The sequence below is a fragment of the Paracoccus zhejiangensis genome, from assembly GCF_002847445.1.
GTDB lineage: Bacteria > Pseudomonadota > Alphaproteobacteria > Rhodobacterales > Rhodobacteraceae > Paracoccus > Paracoccus zhejiangensis.
On record NZ_CP025430.1, the window covers coordinates 2,651,656 to 2,672,771 of the forward strand.

The following is a 21,116-nucleotide window of genomic DNA, read 5'->3' on the forward strand; positions in this document are numbered from 1 at the left end:
AACCGACATCATCGCCGTGCCGCCTGATCATTCTGAGAGATGTCGAGTCCTAGCTGCGGCTCCTGCGCAGCGGACTCTCCACCGAGTTATGATAACCATGGTACGAAAGCAATCTCCCGCAGGGAAATTCCTGGCCCCGCAACATGTCCAGACTACCACGTGACCCTGCGATCAGGCAAGTTCACCGCGCAGTCTGGCCTCCGCTGCCAGATGACTGCCGATGACCTCTCGGGACGAACAACTGCCTGAAATTGCTCGTCTAGGACGCGTCGCCGTTGCCTCGCGTCACCCGGATCATCGGCGCCTCGGGATCATCGATCAGCAGCATGATGGCGCCGTCACTGGCGACCTCGACATCGCGCACCCGGCCGATATCCTGCAGGTGCCGCGCCTCGCCGATGACCTTGCCATCGGCCAGCCGCAGCCGCACCAGCGCCATGCCGGCGAGCCCGCCGATCAGCGCGTCGCCCGACCATTCGGGGAACATCTCGCCGGTATAGAAGGCCATGCCGCTGGGGGCGATGACCGGGTCCCAGTAATAGACCGGCTGCTCCATCGCCTCGGCCTCGGTCTGGCCCTCGCCGACCGGCGCGCCGCTGTAGTCCTGACCATAGCTGATGACCGGCCAGCCGTAATTGCCCCCCGGCTCGGGTCGGTTCAGCTCGTCCCCGCCCTGCGGGCCGTGTTCCACAGTCCACAGATGACCGTCAGGCGCCAGTGCGGCAGCCTGCAGGTTGCGATGGCCAAGTGACCAGACCTTGGGCTGGCCGCCCTCGATCTCGGGATTGCCCGCCGCCGGTCCGCCTTCGGGGGCAAGGCGCAGCACCTTGCCGATATGCGTGCCCGGATCCTGCGCCAGCGGGCTCGCCTCGGGGTCCGAGCGGTCGCCGGTGGTCACGAACAGCGCGCCCTCGGGGTCAAAGACCAGCCGCGAGCCGAAATGCGAATTGCCGTGCCAGGCCGGGTCCTGCCGAAAGATCACCTCGGCATTCTCGATGGCGGTGCCATCCTCGGACAGGGTGCCGGTGGCGACGGCGGTGCGGCTGGCCGCGTAGTTGCGGCCTCGGATCAGACTTTTCCACTTGGCGCGCGGTTCGGCAAAGCTCCACCAGACGCGGCGGGTCTCGGGGAAATCATCGTTGACGACCACGTCCAGCAAACCGCCCTGCCCGCGCGGATCGATCTCGGGCAGCCCGGTGATCGGCGCCGACAGCGCGCCTTCCGGGGAAACCATGCGCAACCGGCCCGGGCGTTCGGTGACCAGCCAGCTGCCATCCGGCAGTTCGGCCATGCCCCAGGGATGTTCCAGCCCCTCGACCACCGTGGTCGTTTCCAGCGCGATCTCATCGGTCAGCAGCGGCGCGCGGGTCTGGCCCTCGAAGGCGGGGGCCTGTCCCGCGGCATTGGGCGGGTACTCGTTGAAATCCTGCGCCATGGCGGGGCCGACGCAAACGAGGCACAGGGCCATTCCGGTAGATCGCAACATGAAAACCCCTCGTCAGAACACAGCCACGCTTGTGCCACGCCGCGCCGTCGCATTCCAGTCTGCCGCCTGCGGAACGATCACTCGGCCCGCGTCACGCGGATCATGCTGCCCTCGGGATCGTCGATCAGCAGCATCACCGCCCCGTCGCTGGCGACGTCCACATCGCGCACCCGGCCAATATCCGGCAGATGACGCGCCTCGCCGGTCACCCGCTCGCCGTCAAGTTCCAGCCGCACCAGCGCCAGCGCGCCCATGCCGCCGACCAGCGCATCGCCCTGCCATTCGGGGAACATCTCGCCCTGGTAGAATTCCATCCCGCTCGGAGCGATGACCGGGTCCCAGTAATAGACCGGCTGCTCCATCCCCTCCGCTGCCGTCTGGCCCTCGCCGATTGGATCGCCGCTGTATTCCTGTCCATAGGTGATGACCGGCCAGCCATAGTTCCGGCCGGCCTTCGGGTGGTTCAGCTCGTCCCCGCCGCGCGGGCCATGCTCGACTGTCCAGAGCGTGCCATCGGGCGCCAGCGCCGCCGCCTGCAGGTTGCGGTGGCCATAGGACCAGATTTCCGGCTGACCGCCCTCGATCGCCGGGTTGCCGGGGGCCGCGCCGCCATCCGGACTGATCCGAAGCACCTTGCCCAGGTGCGTGGTCACATCCTGCGCCAGCTGGCGCGGCTCGGGATGCGAACGCTCGCCGGTGGTGACGTAGAGCGCGCCCTCGTTGTCGAAGACCAGCCGCGAGCCGTAATGCATGGCCGAATCCCAGGCCGGCTGCTGCTGGAAGATGACGCGAACATCCTCCATTGCCGTTCCATCGGCAGAGAGGGTGCCGGTGCCGACGGCGGTGCCGGTCTTGCCCTCTTCGCGCGGCTCCGAGAAACTCCACCAGACCCGGCGGGTCTCGGCGAAATCATTGGCAACGGCCACGTCCAGAAGGCCACCCTGATCCCGGTTGTCGACCTCGGGCAGGCCGGTGATGGGTTCGGAGAGGCTGCCATCCGCAGCGACAAGACGCATCCGGCCCGGCCGCTCGGTCACCAGCCAGGCGCCATCGGGCAATTCCGCCATACCCCAGGGGTTTTCCAGCCCCTCGGCCACGGCCTCGGTCGAAAGCCGCAGGTCATCGGCCAGCACGGGCGCACGGGTCTGACCCTCGAAGGCGGGCTGCTGATCGGGCACGTTCGGCGCCTCGCTGTTGAAATCCTGGGCGCAGGCGGCGCTGGCCAGAAGGGCCGAGGCGGCGGTCAGGGCAATGCGTTTCATGGCGGAACCTTCCCTTTTACAAATGCTTGGGAACCCAACCGACGCGGGGTCGATCCGTTCCGGCCCCCGCGCCGCCCGACCCTTCACATCTGCGTTGGCCGGCTCACGCCTTCAGGTGGTTCACCTTGGCCAGATGCTGGGCGATCTGGCCGACCTCGACCAGCCAGCCCGCCACCAGTTCGGGATCCTCGGGCGCGGCATGAACGCCCGGTGCGATCCGACCGTCGGCCACCGCCTCGACCGCCAGCGCCACCGGGATCGAGACGAGCTTGGCCATGGCCGATCCCGCCCGGTCGCCATGCGCGTCGAGCACCCATTCCTTGTGCCAGACGGTCTTGCCGCCGCGTTCGGCCTTCAGCGCCACGAACAGCACCACCCGGTCGGCCTCGCCCGGGGCATAGGCATTGGCGCGCCAGAATTCCTCGGCCATCGCCCGCAGTCGCGCCTCGCCGGCCTCGCCCTGCAGCGTCTCGATCTCCTCGAAGACCGGGGTCCAGGCTTCCTTCCAGCCTTTCAGGCGGATGGTGCCCCGCACGAATTCATCGACCGTCCAGTCCGGATCGAACCCGTATTGCCCGAGGAAGGGCAGCGAGTCGCGATTGGGATAGACCTCGAAGCGTTCCGGCGTGGGCAAGGGCGCGTCATAGGTCTCGACCGCCAGCCAGGGCCGGGACACGTCGCGGGTCTCGCCGCCCCGGATCGATTTCGACGGCGAGCGCAGCGCCCGCAGCACGCCAAGCGGCGACCAGCTGAACTTGTAGCGGAAGGTGTTGATGTATTTCGGCACGCCCCCGCAATAGGAGGTGAAGCTGATGACATCGCCCGGCTTGGCCACCTGCCGGTAATCGGCCACCAGCTCATGCGCCATGATGTGATCGATGCCGGGGTCCAGCCCGACCTCGTTCACCACCGCGACGCCCGCCGCCTTGGCCGCCGCGTCAAGCGCCGCCATCTCGGGTGCGATATAGCTGGAGCTGACGAAGCGCGCGCCCTTTTCGATCGCCATCTGGGCCAGCGCCACATGCTGATCGGCGGGCAGCATCGAGACGATGATGTCGCCCTTGGTCACCGCGCCTGCCAGTGCCTCGGGCGAATAGGCGCGAATGTCGTCGGTCAGGTCGCCGACCGCCTCGCGCGCCTTGGCCTCGGTGCGGTTCCAGACCACGACCGGCCGCCCCTCGCGGATCAGGCGGCGCAGGCCGGGAATGGCGGAAAGACCGGTGCCGATCCAGTGGATGGTCATGTCAGACCTCGCTTTGATGCTTGGTGAACAGGTCGTTTGCGCCGCCCCAGGGGCCGGCGTCGATGGCGTCCAGCCGGCTCAGCACCGGCAGAAGCTGGGCGGCATAGTCGAGGCTGCTTTCGCGCGGCAGCATCGAGGGCAGGTTGTCGATTGCCATCACGTCCAGAACCGGGTGATCGGTCACCCGCAGCACTGGCTCGGCCCATGTCGTGGTGCGGTCATAGACCTTGATCGGGGAAAACTCGCTGGTCGGGTCGCAGGCCACGTCGCCGATGACTGACAGCGCCCGGCCGGGATGCACCGCCTCTGCCGGGACAAAGACCGGGCAGCCGGGATTGGCGAGGATGGCATTGATGAAGACGCCGTGCATCAGGATCTGCGGGAAGGGTCCGCCGCTGGCGGTCTCGGCCATGTCCCATTTTGTCACCGAACAGCCCATCGCCGTCAGCAGGTCGCTGGCGCCCGTGCCCACCCGGCCATTGGCCCCGATGACGATGGTCGAGGGGCGCGGGCGGCCGGTCCCGTCCAGCGCCGCGCGCAGGTCGGTCATCATCGCCTCCTTGTCGGGCCAGCTGCGCACCGGGCCGCAGATGCTGCCCTGCTGCTGCGCCGCCCAGGCCTTCAGCGAGACCGCCGCACCCGCGAACCCGGCCCAATAGCCGAAGGCCGCCAGCCGCCGGCCGTTCTCGTCCAAGAGGTATTCGAGGTCATAGAGGCTGCCACCGCCGGCCTTGAACCGCTTCAGCAGCACCCGCCCCGCCGGCTGGCCCTTGAAGGCATGGCCGAACATGATGTGGCGGTGTTTCAGCGGCGTGCCATCCTCGGGCAGTTCCTTGAGGCCAAAGATGATCGCCTCGTCCGGCGCATCGACCCAGGCGCCGGCGGGGGCAATATCAGCCCCGGCCTTGCGGTAATCCTCGATCGGGATGACCCGGCTGGGGCTCTCTTCGACCGTCACAGTCATGCCTTGGGCGATTAGCGCCGCTACGCCTTCGGGGGTGATGCCCACCCGGTCTTCATTGGGGCGGCTTTCCGCCCGGACCCAGAGATGCGTCATGCTGTCCCCCGCTCGGTTTGCAGGATGTGTCTAGGACAGCGGGCAGGTGGCGACAAGGCGCAGCAGACCCGCCCGGAACCTGCCCGGTCCGCGGGCGTTGGGCCTCTGCCCCCAAAATGACCCGCAAACAGGAGGACCGAAGATGCCGATGACCCGCCGTTCCAGCCTGAAGCTCGGCGCCGCCGCGCTGAGCATGGCCGCGCTGCCACGTCATGTCTTTGCGCAAGACGCCAATTCCTATGCCGTCGAGGGCGGCAATGTGGTGATCCACCCGGTCGATCACGCCTCGATGGTGATCGAGACCCCGGGCGGGGTGATCTGGGTCGACCCGGTCGGCGGGGCCGAGAAATATGCCGCCCTGCCGCCGGCCGGCCTCATCCTCATCACCCATGAGCACGGCGATCACTACGACGCGCCGACGCTGGAAGGCATCGGCGGCGCCGCCCCGATCATCACCAATCCCGCCGTCCATGCGATGCTGCCCGAGGCGCTGAAGGCCCGCGCCACGGCGATGGAGAACGGCGCGCAGGCGATGCAGGGCGCCATCGGCATCGAGGCCATCCCGGCCTACAACCTGACCGAGGACAGGCTGCAATATCACCCGCAGGGGCGCGACAATGGCTATGTCCTGACCCTAGGCGGCAAGCGCGTCTATATCGCCGGCGATACCGAGGACATCCCCGAGATGAAGGGCCTGACCGGCATCGAGGTTTCCTTCCTTCCGATGAACCTGCCCTATACCATGACGGTCGAGCAGGCGGCGGCAGGGGTCGAGGGCTTCAAGCCGGCTTTTGTCTATCCCTATCACCACAAGGGCAGCGATGTTCAGGCCTTCAAGACCCTGGTCGAGGCTGGGGGCTCGGGCTCGCAGGTGGTGATCGCCAACTGGTATCCGGGGGGATAAGGGCAGGCGCAGCAAAGGGCCAGCGGCTGACCGCCGGGTGGCCGCTGAGGCGATTGTGCAAAGCGCATTTATGGTGCCAGCATATGGAACGGTCGTTCAGCGCAGAACCGTACCAGAGCGGCCGCCCCGGGGGGCGGTCGGCCGCTGGCCCGGCGGCACTGCGTGCCTTGCTCCGGGCCGGGGCCTGCAAGCGTACCTCTGCCCCGCCTAGAACGGCACCGGCGCCGTAAACGTCATCTGCACGCCGCTATCGGGATGCTTTATCCGCAAACTCTCGGCATGAAGCATCAGCCGAGGGAAATCCGCCGCCGCGCCTGCCGCATAAAGCGGATCGCCCAGAATCGCATGCCCGGTCTCGGCCATGTGCACGCGTAGCTGATGGCTGCGCCCGGTCAGCGGGAAAAGCCGCACCCGCGTTTCGTCATCACCCGCCCGGATCACCCGCCATTCGGTCAGCGCCGGCTTGCCCTCGGCGTGGTCGACCTTCTGGCGCGGGCGATTCGGCCAGTCGACAATCAGCGGCAGATCGACGGTCCCGGTCTTCGGCTCCAGCCGGCCGGCCACGCGGGCGACATAGGCTTTCTTGGTCTTGCGATCCTCGAACTGCTTCGACAGGTTCCTCTGCGCATGGGGCGTCAGCCCGAAGATCATCACCCCGGAGGTGTCCTGATCCAGCCGATGCACCAGCAGGATGGTCGGAAAGGCGCCGCGCAGCCGCTCGATGGCGCAATCGGCCTTGTCCTCGCCGCGACCAGGCACCGACAGAAGGCCCGCCGGCTTCGACACCACCAGGATCTCGTGATCGGCATGGATGACCTCGGGCGGATCGGGCGGCGGGCTGTAGGAAAAGCTCACTTCGCAACCAGTCGCAGCGCCAGACCCGCAAACAGCACCGCGGCGATCTTGTTGACCAGCCCCAGACGCCGGCCCAGCACCTGCCCGGCATAGCCCGCGACCACGCCATAGCCGATGGTGACCAACATCCCGGTAAAGGCGAAGATCAGCCCGAGGCCCAGGATCTGCTGCCAGATCGCGCCATAGGCGGGGCTGGTGAATTGCGGCAGGAAGGCCAGCAGGAACAGCACCGGCTTGGGGTTCAGGATATTCGACAGCGCACCCCGGCGGACGATGTTCCAGGGCCGCCGCGCCGCCTGCGCGGTCGGGTCGACCGGCCCGGCATTCCAGCTTTTCCACGCCAGCCACAGCAGATAGGCGGCACCGGCATATTTCACTGCCAGCAATGCCTCGGGATGCGCCGCCACCACCGCGCCAAGGCCGACCGTCGCCAGCGTCAGGTGGAACAGCACGCCCAAGCCCACGCCGAAACCCGCCAGCGCACCGGCGCGCGGACCGCCCTGGATGCCGCAGGCGCTGGCGAAGAACACGTCCTGTCCCGGCGCGAAATTCAGCACCAGCCCGCCGGCGATGAAGGCCGTCAGCTGCGCCAGCGGGATATTGGCGATGGTGTCCCAGATCATCTCAGCCCATCCGGTTTGAAGGTTTCACCGCTGCATCCAACGCAGCGGCTGAAAGGTCAATCCTGATCCTTGCGGGGCAGATCGTCGGCAATCTCGTAATAATCGCCCTTGTCAGCGGCATAGATATGCTCGCCCAGGTTCAGCCCGGTCGGATCGGTCAGCGCCCCGGCCGAGACCGACAGCGCCTCGCGCCCCTCGAGCCGCCAGAACAGAGAGGTGCCGCAGGTGGCGCAAAACCCCCGCTCGGCGTGATCCGAGGACCGGAACCAGCGCGGCTCACCCTCGATCCGCGCGTCGGTCAGGTGGAACGAGGCCCAGACATGGCCCGACCATTTCCGGCACTGGCTGCAATGGCAGGCGATCACATGCGGCGTCTCGGGATGGCCCGAGAACCGCACCGCGCCGCAAAGGCAGGATCCCGCGATCATCAGCGCCCCCGCTGCGGCAGGCCGTCGGCGATCCGGTAGTAATCGCCCTTGCCCTCGACATGGATATGCCCGACCAGCCGCAGCCCGGTCGGGTGCGATACCGCCCCGGCGGCGACGGCCATCCCCGTCTCGCCCGGTTCGCGCCAGAAGAGCGACGAGCCGCAGGTGGGGCAGAACCCCCGCTCGGCCCGGTCGGAGGAGCGGAACCAGCGCACCTCGCCCTCGATCCGGGGCGCGCGCATGTGGAAGGCGGCGTTCACATGGCCGGTCCAGCGCCGGCACATGCCGCAATGGCAGGCGGTGACCTCGGGGCTGTCAGCCGCGCCGGAAAAGCGCACGGCACCGCAGAGGCAGGTCCCTGCGATCATTCGCGTTCGACCTGTGGCAGACCGTCATCGATGGCGTAGTAGTCGCCCTTGTCGGCCACGTAGATATGTCCGGAAAGCACGATCCCGGTCGGCGCATCGACGCAACCCGCCGCCACGTCGATCTTGTCGGACCCGAGCCGGTGCCAGAAAAGCGACGAGCCGCAGGTCGGGCAGAAGCCGCGCTCGGCCTGCGCGGAGGAGCGGAACCATGTCACCTCGCCGGTGATCTCCAGCCGGTCGGCAAGGGCGGCGGCCCAGACATGGCCCGACCAGCGCCGGCACTGGCCGCAATGGCAGGCGCGCAGCGGGTCGCTGCCCCACGTGCCTTCGAACCGCACCTGCCCGCAAAGGCAGGAGCCGGAAAATTCAGAGCCCGCCGAATGTGTCATGCAGAATCGCCTCCAGCCGCCGCGCATCCTCGGCGGTGAAAGCGTCGGGCAGATCGCTGTCGATGTCCAGCACGCCGATCAGCCGGCGATCCTTCCCCCAGACCGGCAGCACGATCTCGGACCGGGTGGAGCTGGCGCAGGCGATATGGCCGGGAAAGGCGTCCACATCAGGCACCAGCTGCACCTCGCCCGTTCGCGCCGCCGCGCCGCAGACGCCGCGCGAAAAGGGGATGACCAGGCAGCCATGCCCGCCCTGATAGGGGCCGATCTTCAGCAGGTCCGGCGCGGTGACGCGGTAGAAACCGGTCCAGTCGAAACGGTCATCGGACTGGTGAAGCTCGCAGGCGAGTGTCGCCATCAGCGCGACCTCGTCGGTCTCGCCTTCGGTCAGGGCGCGGATGCGGGCGGAGAGGGAGTCATAATCGGTCATGGCGCTGATCTAGGGATTTCGCGCCGCCCGGAAAAGGGGTCACGCACGATCCGCGCCATCGGCCAGCCGGTCGCGCAGCAGGTCAAGCTGCTGGCGGTCGGCGCGGGCGCGGTGCTGCTGCTGGGCCAGCCGCGCCGCCTCGACATCACCGGCGGCCAGCGCCTCGACGATGCGGCGATGCTCGATATTGGATTGCGTCGGCTTGGGGCGCAGCGGTACGATCATCATGCGCGGGCGGTATTGCTGCGACCAGTATTCGTCGAGCGTCGACAGAAGCCGGTCATTGCCGCAGAGCCCCGCGACGGTGGAGTGGAAATCATCATCCATCTCGGACCATTGCGCGATATCGCCGGCCTCGGTCGCCCGCTCCATCCGGTCCATCAGGTGCAAAAGACGGTCGTGATCCGCCCGCGCCAGCCCGCGCCGCGCTACCAGTTCCACCGCCCGGATCTCCAGCGCCGAGAGCACGTCGAGAATATCCCGCACATCGTTCAGCGTCAGGCTGCGCACGGTGATGCCGTGGCGCGGGCGGATGGCAATCAGCCCCTCCTCGGCCAGCCGGATCGTCGCCTCGCGCACCGGGGTACGCGACAGCGACAGAAGTGCCGCCAGTTCGGTTTCCAGCAGCGTGGTGCCGGGGGCCAGACGCCCGGTCAGGATGCGATAGCGCAGGTCGTGATAGGCGCGGTCGCGGGCCGGCAGGTCGGCGATGCCCTGCAGGCTGGGACGCGAGCGGGCGCGACGGTCGCCGGGGCGGGGCGCCCCGGTCCTAGGCGAGGCCATGGCCGGTCTCGCGCTGATGGGCGCGGATGATCTCGTGGAAGCTGGCATCGGTGACAAAGCCCAGTTCCGCGGCCCGCGTGGCGTCGAAATCGCGCGGCCAGCCAGCGACGATCCGGCGGATGGTCTCGTCCGGCTTGCGGCGAACCCGCGCCACGACATCCTCGCCCGTCACGTCACGCAGCGCCGCCAGCATCTCGGCCACGGTCACCGAGAGGCCCGGCATGGTCAGGCAGCGGCGTGGGCCGACGGGTTCGAGGTCCATGGTCGCGCCATGGACCAGGTAACCGACGGCGGAATCGGGGCTGGCGACCCAGTGGCGCACGTCGTCATCCACCGGCAGGTCGGCCTCGATCCCGGCCAGCGGCTCGCGGATGATGCCGGAAAAGAAGCTCGAGGCCGCCTTGTTGGGCTTGCCGGGTCGGACCACGATGGTCGGCAGGCGGATGCCGATGCCGTCGAAGATGCCGCGGCGGGAATAATCGTTCAGCAACAGCTCGCCGATCATCTTCTGCGTGCCATAGCTGGTCAGCGGTGCGGTCAGGAACTCGTCGCCGATCTTGTCGCCGAAGGGCGCGCCAAAAACGGCGATGGACGAGGTATAGACCACACGCGGGCGGTAATCGGCCTCGGCCCGGATCGCCTCGAAGAGATGCCGCGTGCCGTCGAGGTTGATACGATAGCCCTTGTCGAAATCGGCCTCGGCCTCGCCCGAAACCACGGCGGCGAGGTGGAAGATGACATCGGGACGATCCGCCACCAGCGCGCGGATGGTCGCCGCGTCCGAGATGTCGCCGGTGACGATCTTGAGGTCGATGCCGCTGGCCCCGGCCTCCAGATCGGCGGGCACCATGTCGAAGGCGGTGATGCGGCTGACGGGCTGATCGCCCAGCCTGCCGCTTGCCAGCAGGTGCTGCGCCAGCCTGCGGCCGACCATGCCCGCGGCCCCCAGAATCAGAACCTGCACCATAGACTCCTCCCGCCGCTGCCCGGCGTCGAGCAGTGTATACGTTACCCAGCGGTTGCGGGGAAGTTCAAGCCGTTGCCAGCAGGCCGCGTGCGGCAAGATTGCGCATCAGCGCCGCCGTGCCAAAGCGCCATTCCGGGCAATCGGTGGACAGCGCCACCCGGTTGACCAGCGCGCCCAGTCCCGGCTCGCTGATGGTGACCAGATCGCCCGGGTGATGGGTGAAGCCCTGCCCCGGCGCGTCGCGGTCCTGCGTCGGCGCGAAGAGTGTGCCGAGATAGAGCATCATCCCGTCCGGATATTGGTGGTGCCGGCCCAACGTCTGGCTGACCAGATCGGCGGGATCGCGGCTGATCCGGCGCATCGAGGACCGCCCGTCCAGCACGAACCCGTCCGCGCCCTCGACCCGCAAGGTCAGTTCGGCCTGCCTTACATCCTCGAGCCCATAGCCCGCATCGAACAGCCGGATGAACGGCCCGATGGCGGCGCTGGCATTGTTGTCCTTGGCCTTGCCCAGAAGCAGCGCCGAGCGCCCCTCGACATCGCGCAGGTTCACATCGTTGCCCAACGTCGCGCCCTTGATCCGACCCCGGCTGTCCACCGCCAGCACGATCTCCGGCTCGGGATTGTTCCAGCGGCTGATCGGGTGCAACCCGACCCGCGCCCCCCAGCCGACCGAGGCCATGGGCTGGCACTTGGTGAAGACCTCGGCATCCGGGCCGATGCCCACCTCGAGATATTGCGACCACAGCCCCTCTTCCTGCAGCGCCCGCTTGACCTCGGCGGCGCGGTCCGAGCCGGGGACAATGCCCCGAAGATTGTCGCCCACGCGCGCACCGATGCGGGCGCGGATCTCGGCGGCAAGGTCGGGATTGCCGGCAGCGCGTTCCTCGATCACCCGCTCGACCATCGATTCGGCAAAGGTGACGCCGCTGGCCTTGATCGCCTGCAGATCGGCGGGCGAGATCAGCCGCAGCGCATCGGGATCATCCGTTTCGCCTTCGAGATCGGCAAGATCGCAGACCCGCTCGCCCGGCATCGCAGCCAGCCAGCCCACCGGATCGTCCAGTTCCAGCAAGTCGCGCATGGTCGGCACCGCGGGCGAGGTGACGTCGAAGACCGCGCCCTCGCGCAGCACCACCAGCACCGGGCCGATGCCCGGTCGCCAGATGCGCCCGGCGAAGATCCCGGTTTCGGGCAGGTTGGTGGCTGGGGTCATGCGAATTCCTCCTCGGGTGCGGTCATGGTTGCGCTTTACGCGCCTCCAAAAATGGTATACCAAAATTTCAAGCTTTGGCAATTCGCCGGTTCGGGAGAGGAAACCATGTCGGATACACGCGCCCACAAACGCTTCCGCAGCCAGGAATGGTTCGACAACCCGAACAATCCCGGCATGACCGCGCTTTACCTGGAACGCTACCAGAATCAGGCCTACACCCGCGAGGAGTTGCAATCCGAGCGCCCGGTGATCGGCATTGCCCAGACCGGCAGCGACATTGCCCCCTGCAACAAGATCCATGTCTTCCTGATCGACCGGATCAAGGCGGGCATCCGCGACGGTGGCGGCATCCCGATGGAGTTCCCGGTCCATCCGATCCAGGAAACCGGCAAGCGCCCGACGGCGGCGCTGGACCGCAACCTCGCCTATCTGTCGCTGGTCGAGGTGCTGCACGGCTATCCGATCGACGGGGTGGTGCTGACCACCGGCTGCGACAAGACCACGCCCGCCATGCTGATGGGCGCGGCAACCGTCGACATTCCGGCTATCGCGCTGAATGGCGGGCCGATGCTGGATGGCTGGTGGAAGGGCAAGCGCGCCGGTTCAGGCACGATTGTCTGGGAAAGCCGCCGGCTTCTGGCCGAGGGCAAGATCGACTATGACGAGTTCATCAGCCGGGTCTGCGCCTCGGCCCCCAGCCTTGGCCATTGCAACACCATGGGCACGGCCAGCACCATGAATGCCATGGCCGAGGCGCTTGGCATGACCCTGACCGGCAATTCCGCCATCCCCGCCCCCTTCCGCGAGCGGATGAACATGGCTTACGAGACCGGCAAGCGCATCGTGCAGATGGTGCTGGACGACCTGAAGCCCAGTGACATCCTGAGCCGCGAGGCCTTCGAGAATGCCATTGTCGTCAATGCAGCCATCGGCGGCTCGACCAATGCGCCGCCACATCTGCAGGCCATCGCCCGCCATGCCGGGGTCGAGCTGACCGTGAAGGACTGGGAAACCATCGGTTTCGAGGTGCCGCTGCTGCTGAACATGCAGCCGGCGGGCGAATATCTGGGCGAAAGCTTCTTCCGGGCCGGCGGCGTTCCGGCGGTGATGGGCGAATTGCGCAAGGCCGGGCTGATCCGTGACGCGGCGATGACCGCCAGCGGCAAGACCATGGGCGAGAACCTGACGGGCTGGGACAGCGGCGATCTGGACGTGATCCGCACCGTCGCCGAGCCGCTACGGCAGAATGCCGGTTTCCTCGTCCTCTCGGGCAATCTCTTCGACAGCGCGCTGATGAAGACCAGTGTCATCTCGGCCGATTTCCGGCAGCGTTTCCTGTCGCAGCCGGGGCAGGAGGGCATCCACGAGGCCCGCGCCATCGTCTTCGAAGGCCCCGAGGATTACCACGACCGGATCAACGACCCGGCGCTGAATATCGATGAAAACTGCATCCTCTTCATCCGCAACGTGGGCTGCGTCGGCTATCCGGGCAGCGCAGAGGTGGTGAACATGCAGCCGCCCGATGCGCTGATCAAACAGGGCATCAACCATATGCCGACGGTGGGTGACGGGCGGCAATCGGGCACGTCGGAAAGCCCCTCGATCCTGAACGCCAGCCCGGAATCGGTGGTCGGCGGCGGGTTGGCCTTCCTCGAGACCGGCGACCGGGTGCGGCTTGACCTGAACGCGCGGACCATGAACGCGCTGGTGGACGAAGCCGAATGGCAGCGCCGCCGCGATGCGTGGAATGCGCCCGAGCTGGTGAACCAGACGCCCTGGCAGGAGATCTATCGCAAGCATGTGGGGCAATTGGCCGATGGCGGTTGCCTGGAACTGGCGACGGCCTATCACAAGGTGGCGAAAAGCCTGCCGCGCGACAATCACTAAAGGGGAACCACCATGGCCGATCCGAAGACCATCATCATCACCGGCGCCAGCAGCGGCATCGGCCGCGTCACCGCCGAGCATTTCTTGGCAAACGGCTGGCGCGTCGGCCTGATCGGGCGGCGCGAGGACCAGCTGCGCGAGGTAGCGGGTGACAATGCCGATGCGCTGGCCCTGCCCTGCGACGTGACCGATGCGGCGGCGGTAGATGCGGCCTTTGACCAGGTGGTGGCGAAATGGGGCCGGGTGGATGTGCTGTTCAATAATGCCGGCACCAATATTCCGGCGAATACGCCCGACCAGATCGACCCCGACGATTTCCGCAAGGTGATCGACGTGAACCTGAACGGCATGTTCCTGGCCGCCCGCGCCGCCTTCCGGGTGATGCGCGCGCAGGAGCCGCAGGGCGGGCGGATCATCAACAACGGCTCGATCTCGGCCCATGTACCGCGGCCCGGCTCGATCGCCTATACCGCCTCGAAACATGCGGTGACGGGCATGACCCGGGCGATCTCGCTGGACGGGAGGCCTTTCGACATTGCCTGCGGGCAAGTCGACATCGGCAATGCCCTGACCTCGCTGGCCGAGCGGATGCAGCGCGGCGTGCCGCAGGCAGATGGTTCGATCAAGGCCGAGCCGATGATGGATGCGCAGCGCGTGGCCGAGTCGGTCTTCTACATGGCGACCCAGCCTGAGGGGACGAATATCCAGTTCCTGACCGTGATGGCGACCAAGATGCCCTTCATCGGGCGGGGCTGAGATGAGCCTGTCGCTTTTCAATCTCAGCGGCAAGCGGGCGCTGATCACCGGCTCGTCGCAGGGCATCGGCCTTGCGCTGGCACAGGGGCTGGCGGCGGCAGGGGCCTCGATCGTCCTGAATGGCCGCGATGCGGTGAAGCTGGACGAGGCCGCCGATCTGCTGCGCCTCGACGGGCTCGACGTGTCGACCCTGCCCTTCGATGTGACCGATCACGCGGCCGCCCGCGCCGCCGTGGACGGGTTCGAGGCCGAGAGCGGGGCCATTGACATCCTCATCAACAATGCCGGGATGCAGCACCGCGCCCCCTTGGAGGATTTCCCGGCGGAAGCCTTTCAGCGGCTGATGCAGACGAATATCGCCAGCGTCTTCAACGTCGCCCAGCCCGTCGCCCGCCACATGATCGCGCGGGGTGCAGGCAAGATCGTCAACATCGCCAGCGTCCAGAGCGCGCTCGCCCGCCCCGGCATTGCCCCCTATACCGCCACCAAGGGCGCGGTGGCGAACCTCACGAAGGGCATGGCGACCGATTGGGCGAAATACGGGCTGAACTGCAATGCCATCGCGCCCGGCTATTTCGACACGCCGCTGAATGCCGCGCTGGTCGCGGATGCCGAGTTCAGCGCCTGGCTGGCCAAGCGCACCCCCGCCGGTCGCTGGGGGCAATTGCCGGAACTGGTCGGCGCGGCGATCTTCCTGTCGTCGGCGGCCTCGAGCTTCGTCAACGGCACAACGCTCTATGTGGATGGCGGCATCACCGCCTCGCTGTGAAGGAACAGGACATGACGGATACGCTGGCCATCGGCCCCTATCTCGACCGCGACGCCACCGCGCTGCGCGAGGATTTCGGCGCAAGGCTGCTGGCCCGGCCTGACGAGATCGATACGCTGACCGAGACCGAGCGGGCGGGCATCCGCGGCCTCGCCTATGCCGGCGGCACGCCCTTTGGTGCAGCCGAGATGGACAAGCTGCCGGGTCTGAAGGTGATCGCCAATTTCGGCGTGGGTTACGATGCCATCGACGTTGCCGCTGCCAGCGCGCGCGGCATCAAGGTCACCAACACCCCCGATGTGCTGAATGACGATGTGGCCGATCTGGCCGTGGGCCTGCTGATCGCGCTGAACCGCCGCTTCGAACCCGGCGCGGCCTCTATCCGCAGCGGGGACTGGGCGGCGAAGGGCGACCTGCCGCTGGGGCGCAAGATGTCGGGGCGGCGCATTGGCGTCCTTGGCATGGGCCGCATCGGGCGCGAGATCGCCGACCGGCTGGCCGCATTCAAATCCGAGATCCATTACCAGTCGCGGAGCCCCAAGGACGCGCCGGCGGGCTGGACCTATCACGCCGATCCGGTCGAACTGGCCGGGGCTGTGGATGACCTGGTCATTGCCATCGTTGGCGGCCCGGCGACGCAGGGGCTGGTGAATGCCGAAGTGCTCAAGGCACTCGGCCCTGATGGCGTGGTGGTCAACATCTCGCGCGGCAGCGTCATCGACGAGGACGCGCTGATCGCGGCGCTGACCGACGGCACCATTCGCGGCGCGGCGCTGGACGTGTTCCGGGGCGAGCCGAAGGTGGATCAACGTCTGGTCAAACTGGACAACCTCTATCCCCTCCCCCATATCGGCTCGGCAACGGTCGAGACCCGTGGGGCGATGGGCGATCTGCAGCGCCGGAACCTGCGCGCGGGGCTGGACGGGACAGCATTGTCAACGCCGGTCAACTGACCGGGTCACGGGAGGGTCGCCATGATGGACGCCGAGTCAGCGCAGAGCGGGGATCATGGCGCCGACCGCACCATTCCCGCCGCCATCGCCGACCAGCTGCGGCGCGAGATCCTGAACGGCGACCTGCCGCCCGGCACCCAGATCAAGGAACGCGACAATGCCGACCGGCTGGGGATCAGCCGCACGCCGCTGCGCGAGGCGGTGCGCATCCTCGCCAAGGAGGGTCTGGTCACGCTGCGCCCGCTGCGCAGTCCCATCGTCGCCGCACCCAGCCTTGACGAGGTGCGCAACGAGATCGCCGTCTTGCGGATGCTGGAGCTGATGTCGGGCGAACTGGCCTGCCGCAACGCCACGGACGCGGAAATCGACCGCATCCGCGAACAGGCGCTCGAAGTGGCCGAGCTTTATGACAGCGGCGACAAGGTCGATGTCTTCGGTCTGGACATGGCCATGCACTCGGCCATCGTCGCCGCCAGCCACAATGCGGCGCTGGCCCGGACCCATCAGGAATATCTGCAGCGGCTCTGGCGCATCCGCTTCCTGTCGGCACGCCAGCGACACGACATGAACCGCACGCTTGGCGATCATGCCGGCATGGTCGATGCGCTGACCCGCCGCGACCCCGCCGAGATCCGCCGCCATATCGACAGCCACATGACCGGGATGCTGCGCAATATCGAGGCGCATTTCGGCGCCGGTTCAGGTGCTGACTAACCCACGCTCGCCCGCTCGATCTGCCTGAGCCACAGCCCGGCGGCGATGATGATGCCACCGCCCATGATGACGCTGAGGCCCGGCACGTCGCCAAAGACCAGGTAGCCGGTGATACTGACGAAGATCAGCTGCAGATAGACGACCGGCGCCAGCACCGAGGCCCGCGCCTTCTGATGCGCCTGCACCACCAGCGTATGCGCCGCCAGCGCCACCGGGCCGATCAGGACGAAGACGATCCATTCCAACGCCCCCTGCGGCCATTCCCAATGCAGAAGCAGGATCGGCAGCAGCACCACCGTCGCCACGCCGCCGGACCAGATCTGGTGGGTGATGGTCGATTCATGCGACAGCCGGCGGGTCAGGATGAAATACATCGAGGCGCAGAGCATGGCACAGATCGAGATCAGCATGGCCGGGTGAAACGCCCCGCCCCAGGGCTGGACCACGACCAGCACGCCGAGAAAGCCCAGCCCGACCGCCGCCAGCCGCCCGCGCGTCACCGGCTCGCCCAGAAGCTGCATGGACAGAAGCGTGACGAAGATCGGCCCGGCGAACATGATCGAAATGGCCACCGGCAGCGGCAGAAAGCTGAGCGCGGTGAAATTCAGAAGCGTCGAGCCGAGGAGGCACATCGAGCGGAAGAATTGCAGCTTGGGGTTCACGGAGCGGAAGCTTTTCAGCCCGTCGCGCGGCAGGGTCACCGCGAGGATCAGCGCCAGATGGCCGAAATAGCGCACGAACACCACGGTCAGCGTCGGCACGCCGGCAAGGATCAGCCATTTGGCCGAGGTATCGACCACGGCAAACAGCGCCACGGCGCAGGTGAAGATGGCGATCCCGGCCAGGCGGTCGACGGCGTCGGGATCGTCGCCCTTCGGCCTGAGCCGCCGGGCGAGGATTTCGGCACTGGTCGGCATCGGCGGGCTACATCACCGCGCCGATCTGCCAGGGCACGAATTCGTAATCGCCCAGTCCCTGCGCCTCGGATTTCGACTTCTCGCCCGAGGCGATGCGCAAGAGCAGCTCGTAGATCTCGCGCCCGACCTCTTCCACGGTCGCCTCGCCGGTCAGGATGCGGCCCGCATTCACGTCCATATCCTCGGTCATCCGGCCATACATCTCGCTGTTCGTGGCGATCTTGATCGAGGGCGAGGGCTTCGAGCCAAAGGCCGAGCCGCGCCCGGTGGTGAAGGCCACAAGGTTGCAGCCCGAGGCGATCTGGCCGGTGACCGAGGCCGGGTCATAGCCGGGGCTGTCCATGAAGGTGAAACCGCGCGCCGTCACCGGTTCCGCATACTTGTAAACGCCGTTCAGTGGCGTGGTGCCGCCCTTGGCCGCCGCGCCCAGCGACTTTTCAAGGATGGTGGTCAGCCCGCCCTTCTTGTTGCCGGGGCTGGGGTTGTTGTCCATGCTGCCCTTGTTCCGGGCGGTGTAATCCTCCCACCACGAGATCAGGGACAACAGCTTCTCGCCCACCTCGGGGCTGGCCGCGCGGCGGGTCAGCAGGTGTTCGGCGCCATAGATCTCGGGCGTTTCGGCCAGAACGCCGGTCGCACCCTGCCCCGCCAGCAGGTCGCAGGCATAGCCAAGCGCCGGGTTGGCGGTGATCCCCGACCAGGCGTCCGAGCCACCGCATTGCAGCGCCACCATCAGCTCGGAAGCCGGGCATTCCGTCCGTTCGGCGGCATTGACGATGGGCAGCATCGCCTCGACCTTCTTCACCCCCAGCTCGATGGTCTTGCGCAAGCCGCCCACGTCCTGGATGTTCATCGTCTGGAACAGCGGGCCGGGGGTCAGGCCATAGGCTTCGATCAGCCAGTCGATCTGGTTCATCTCGCAACCCAAACCCGCCATCAGCACCGCGCCGACATTCGGGTTCTTGGCATAGCCCCACATGACGCGCTGCAACGCCTCGAACCCGTCGCCCGACCCGGCCATGCCGCAGCCGGTGCCGTGGACGAAGGCGGTGACGCCGTCGACATTCGGGTAATCGGCCAGCTTCTCGGGGGTGAAATGCGCCGCGATCTGCCGCGCCGCCGTCGCCGAGCAATTGACCGAGGTCAGGATGGCGATGAAATTCCGCGTGCCAACCCGGCCGTTCGGGCGGCGATAGCCCATGAAACTGTCCATCTTCGCCGGCGTCGCCGCTGGGCGCAGGTTCACCCCAAAGACATGTTCATGGCTGATGTTGCGAAACTCGACATTCTCGGTGTGGACGTGATCGCCCTTGGCAATCTCCTCCGAGGCCCAACCGATGACCTGGGCGTATTTCGTGACCTCGGCCCCCTTGGGAATGTCGGCCAGCGCGATCTTGTGGCCGCGCGGGATGGCGGCATTGGCCCCCTGCTCCCCCTTGGCCAGCGCGCCGGTGACGGTGCCGACATTGTCGGCGGGGTCGAGGATCACGATACGGGTCATGTCGGTGGTGCCTTCAGAGGAAGAGAGAGACGATATTCGGCCAGATCAACGGGATCGACAGGGCCAGAAGCTGCAGGCAGATGAAGGGCAGGAACCCCTTGAAGATGTCGGTCAGCGAGATCTCGGGCGGGGCCACCGATTTCAGGTAGAAGGCGGCGGGGCCGAAGGGCGGCGACAGGAAGCTGACCTGCATGTTCATACAGAAGACCACGCCGAACCAGATGGCCAGATGTTCCGGCGCGATCTGGCCGATGAAACCGATCTCCTCGATCGGCAACTGGCTGATGATGGGCAGGAAGACCGGGATGACCAGCAGCACGATGCCGACCCAGTCCATGAACATGCCAAGGACCAGGAAGATCAGCATCATGATCAGGATGACGACCATGGTCGGCATGTCCGAGCCGATGATGGTGCTGGCGATGTAGTTCGGGCCGCCGACGATGGTATAGGCGCCGGCCAGCGCGGTCGCGCCGATGGTCACCCACAGGATCGTGCCGGTGGCCTTCAGCGTGCGCTTCAGCGATTCCGTCAGCAGGTCCATGGTCATCTCGCCGCGCAGGGTGGCGATGACGGCGACGGCGATGGTGCCCATGCCGGCGGCCTCGGTGATGCCGGTGACGCCACCGTAGATCGAGCCCAGAACCACGCCGATAACGATCAGCGGCGCGACCATGCCCTTGCCCATGCTCCACGAGGTTGCCAGACGCTCGCGCCCGCAGACGAAAAGGATCACGGCGATCGCGGCCAGCGCAATGACGCTGAGCCAGATCGCGTGCGAGGGGGTGCCAAGCGCGATCGGATCGACTCCCGCCACCACGGCATTCTGCCCGGTCACGGTCAGGAAGATCGCCCGCAGCGCCAGCGCGCCGGTGCCACCGGCCAGCAAGGTCAGCAGGAAGGTGCCGAACAGCGCGGACTTTTCCGACCCCATCGGCTCGCCCGGAACCGGGGGCGGCAGCGGTGCATCCTCGGGATGCAGGCGGACGCGGACAAAGATGTAGATGAGATAGAAGCTCGCCAGCACGAAGCCCGGCAGGAAGCTGGCGGTGAACAGCGCCTTGATCGAGGTCTCGGTGATCATGCCGTACATGATCAGCACGATCGAGGGCGGGATCATCGTGCCAAGCGAGCCCGAGGCGCAGATGGTGCCAATGGCGAGGTTGCGGTTATAGCCCAGCCGCAGCATCTGCGGCAGGGCGATCAGGCCCAGCAGAACCACCTCTCCGCCGATGATGCCCGACATGGCGGCCATGATGACGGCCATGATCGAGGTGACCAGCGCGATGCCGCCGCGGGTGCGGTTCAGCCAGACGTTCAGCGAATTGTACATCTCGGCCGCGATCCCCGAGCGTTCGAGAAGGTTCGCCATCAGGATGAAGAGTGGCACCGAGATCAGGACGTAATCGGTCAGGATGCCATAGATGCGCTGTCCGATGATGTTCAGCGGCCCGCTGCCGAAATCGGCGAAAAGCAGCGTGGGGCCGAATTTCATCACCAGCACCGCGACGCCCAGCACGCCCGAGGCGAGGCCAAGCGGCATGCCGATGATCAAGAGCAGGAAAAGCGCACCCAGAAGGATGATCGAGATCGTCGAGATATCCATGA

General features: G+C 66.9%; 22 protein-coding genes. 6 read left to right on the forward strand and 16 right to left on the reverse strand.

Annotated elements, in window-relative coordinates:
- Positions 1 to 259: 259 nt before the first annotated feature.
- The 4 genes from CX676_RS12790 to CX676_RS12805 form a co-directional block, all read right to left on the reverse strand.
- On the reverse strand, positions 260 to 1,486 hold the full coding sequence (locus CX676_RS12790) for a PQQ-dependent sugar dehydrogenase (RefSeq protein ID WP_101752968.1): 1,227 nt from the start codon (positions 1,484 to 1,486) through the stop codon (positions 260 to 262).
- A gap of 77 nt (positions 1,487 to 1,563) precedes the next feature.
- Positions 1,564 to 2,748: a PQQ-dependent sugar dehydrogenase gene (locus CX676_RS12795; RefSeq protein WP_101752969.1), complete on the reverse strand. Its 1,185-nt coding sequence runs from the start codon at positions 2,746 to 2,748 to the stop codon at positions 1,564 to 1,566.
- A 103-nt stretch (positions 2,749 to 2,851) separates the two neighbouring features.
- Positions 2,852 to 3,991 carry a saccharopine dehydrogenase C-terminal domain-containing protein gene (locus CX676_RS12800; protein WP_101752970.1) on the reverse strand — a complete coding sequence of 380 codons (1,140 nt, stop codon included), beginning with the start codon at positions 3,989 to 3,991 and terminating at the stop codon, positions 2,852 to 2,854.
- A gap of 1 nt (position 3,992) precedes the next feature.
- The gene (locus CX676_RS12805; RefSeq protein ID WP_101752971.1) at positions 3,993 to 5,048 is read right to left on the reverse strand and encodes a saccharopine dehydrogenase; all 1,056 of its coding nucleotides are present in this window, start codon (positions 5,046 to 5,048) and stop codon (positions 3,993 to 3,995) included.
- Positions 5,049 to 5,190: 142 nt separating this feature from the next.
- On the opposite strand from CX676_RS12805, the gene CX676_RS12810 reads away from it, so the two are divergent.
- Complete coding sequence (locus CX676_RS12810; RefSeq protein ID WP_101752972.1) at positions 5,191 to 5,952, forward strand: MBL fold metallo-hydrolase; 762 nt, start codon at positions 5,191 to 5,193, stop codon at positions 5,950 to 5,952.
- Between the two features lie 207 nt (positions 5,953 to 6,159).
- Here the strand turns inward: CX676_RS12810 and CX676_RS12815 are convergent, their stop codons facing one another.
- From CX676_RS12815 to CX676_RS12855, 9 genes are all read right to left on the reverse strand, one after another.
- Positions 6,160 to 6,807: an RluA family pseudouridine synthase gene (locus CX676_RS12815; RefSeq protein ID WP_101752973.1), complete on the reverse strand. Its 648-nt coding sequence runs from the start codon at positions 6,805 to 6,807 to the stop codon at positions 6,160 to 6,162.
- A complete protein-coding gene (locus CX676_RS12820; protein ID WP_101752974.1) occupies positions 6,804 to 7,430 on the reverse strand; it encodes a LysE family translocator in 627 nt (208 codons plus the stop codon). Before CX676_RS12820 ends, CX676_RS12815 begins: the two co-directional genes overlap by 4 nt.
- A gap of 56 nt (positions 7,431 to 7,486) precedes the next feature.
- Positions 7,487 to 7,858: a GFA family protein gene (locus CX676_RS12825; protein WP_101752975.1), complete on the reverse strand. Its 372-nt coding sequence runs from the start codon at positions 7,856 to 7,858 to the stop codon at positions 7,487 to 7,489.
- Positions 7,858 to 8,226 carry a GFA family protein gene (locus tag CX676_RS12830; RefSeq protein WP_101752976.1) on the reverse strand — a complete coding sequence of 123 codons (369 nt, stop codon included), beginning with the start codon at positions 8,224 to 8,226 and terminating at the stop codon, positions 7,858 to 7,860. The genes CX676_RS12825 and CX676_RS12830 overlap by 1 nt, the downstream gene beginning before the upstream one ends.
- Positions 8,223 to 8,615, reverse strand: coding sequence for a GFA family protein (locus CX676_RS12835; protein WP_101752977.1), 393 nt, complete (start codon positions 8,613 to 8,615; stop codon positions 8,223 to 8,225). Before CX676_RS12835 ends, CX676_RS12830 begins: the two co-directional genes overlap by 4 nt.
- Complete coding sequence (locus CX676_RS12840) at positions 8,593 to 9,045, reverse strand: GAF domain-containing protein (protein ID WP_101752978.1); 453 nt, start codon at positions 9,043 to 9,045, stop codon at positions 8,593 to 8,595. The genes CX676_RS12835 and CX676_RS12840 overlap by 23 nt, the downstream gene beginning before the upstream one ends.
- 39 nt (positions 9,046 to 9,084) lie before the next feature.
- Positions 9,085 to 9,828 (reverse strand): GntR family transcriptional regulator, encoded by a 744-nt coding sequence (locus CX676_RS12845; protein WP_198590191.1) that lies wholly within the window; start codon positions 9,826 to 9,828, stop codon positions 9,085 to 9,087.
- Positions 9,815 to 10,795, reverse strand: a complete 981-nt coding sequence (gene denD / locus CX676_RS12850; RefSeq protein WP_232816447.1) for a D-erythronate dehydrogenase — start codon at positions 10,793 to 10,795, stop codon at positions 9,815 to 9,817. The genes CX676_RS12845 and denD overlap by 14 nt, the downstream gene beginning before the upstream one ends.
- A gap of 64 nt (positions 10,796 to 10,859) precedes the next feature.
- The gene (locus CX676_RS12855) at positions 10,860 to 12,011 is read right to left on the reverse strand and encodes a fumarylacetoacetate hydrolase family protein (RefSeq protein ID WP_101752979.1); all 1,152 of its coding nucleotides are present in this window, start codon (positions 12,009 to 12,011) and stop codon (positions 10,860 to 10,862) included.
- A gap of 105 nt (positions 12,012 to 12,116) precedes the next feature.
- On the opposite strand from CX676_RS12855, the gene CX676_RS12860 reads away from it, so the two are divergent.
- From CX676_RS12860 to CX676_RS12880, 5 genes are read left to right on the forward strand one after another with little or no spacing between them, the layout of a single operon-like run.
- Positions 12,117 to 13,898 (forward strand): IlvD/Edd family dehydratase, encoded by a 1,782-nt coding sequence (locus CX676_RS12860; RefSeq protein WP_101754320.1) that lies wholly within the window; start codon positions 12,117 to 12,119, stop codon positions 13,896 to 13,898.
- Positions 13,899 to 13,910: 12 nt separating this feature from the next.
- On the forward strand, positions 13,911 to 14,654 hold the full coding sequence (locus CX676_RS12865; protein ID WP_101752980.1) for an SDR family oxidoreductase: 744 nt from the start codon (positions 13,911 to 13,913) through the stop codon (positions 14,652 to 14,654).
- Between the two features lies 1 nt (position 14,655).
- Entirely contained in the window at positions 14,656 to 15,423 is a 768-nt protein-coding gene (locus CX676_RS12870; protein WP_101752981.1) for an SDR family oxidoreductase, read from the forward strand.
- Between the two features lie 11 nt (positions 15,424 to 15,434).
- The gene (locus CX676_RS12875; RefSeq protein WP_101754321.1) at positions 15,435 to 16,376 is read left to right on the forward strand and encodes a 2-hydroxyacid dehydrogenase; all 942 of its coding nucleotides are present in this window, start codon (positions 15,435 to 15,437) and stop codon (positions 16,374 to 16,376) included.
- Between the two features lie 21 nt (positions 16,377 to 16,397).
- Positions 16,398 to 17,090: a GntR family transcriptional regulator gene (locus CX676_RS12880; RefSeq protein ID WP_232816448.1), complete on the forward strand. Its 693-nt coding sequence runs from the start codon at positions 16,398 to 16,400 to the stop codon at positions 17,088 to 17,090.
- Here the strand turns inward: CX676_RS12880 and CX676_RS12885 are convergent.
- Genes CX676_RS12885 through CX676_RS12895 form a run of 3 tightly spaced genes read right to left on the reverse strand, consistent with a single transcriptional unit; the run spans position 17,087 to position 21,114 of the window.
- Positions 17,087 to 18,007, reverse strand: coding sequence for a DMT family transporter (locus tag CX676_RS12885; RefSeq protein WP_101752982.1), 921 nt, complete (start codon positions 18,005 to 18,007; stop codon positions 17,087 to 17,089). The two genes, CX676_RS12880 and CX676_RS12885, sit on opposite strands and share 4 nt — an antisense overlap.
- Before the next feature lie 7 nt (positions 18,008 to 18,014).
- Positions 18,015 to 19,508, reverse strand: a complete 1,494-nt coding sequence (locus CX676_RS12890; RefSeq protein WP_101752983.1) for a UxaA family hydrolase — start codon at positions 19,506 to 19,508, stop codon at positions 18,015 to 18,017.
- Positions 19,509 to 19,521: 13 nt separating this feature from the next.
- Positions 19,522 to 21,114: a TRAP transporter large permease gene (locus tag CX676_RS12895; RefSeq protein ID WP_101752984.1), complete on the reverse strand. Its 1,593-nt coding sequence runs from the start codon at positions 21,112 to 21,114 to the stop codon at positions 19,522 to 19,524.
- Between the last annotated feature and the right edge of the window lie 2 nt (positions 21,115 to 21,116).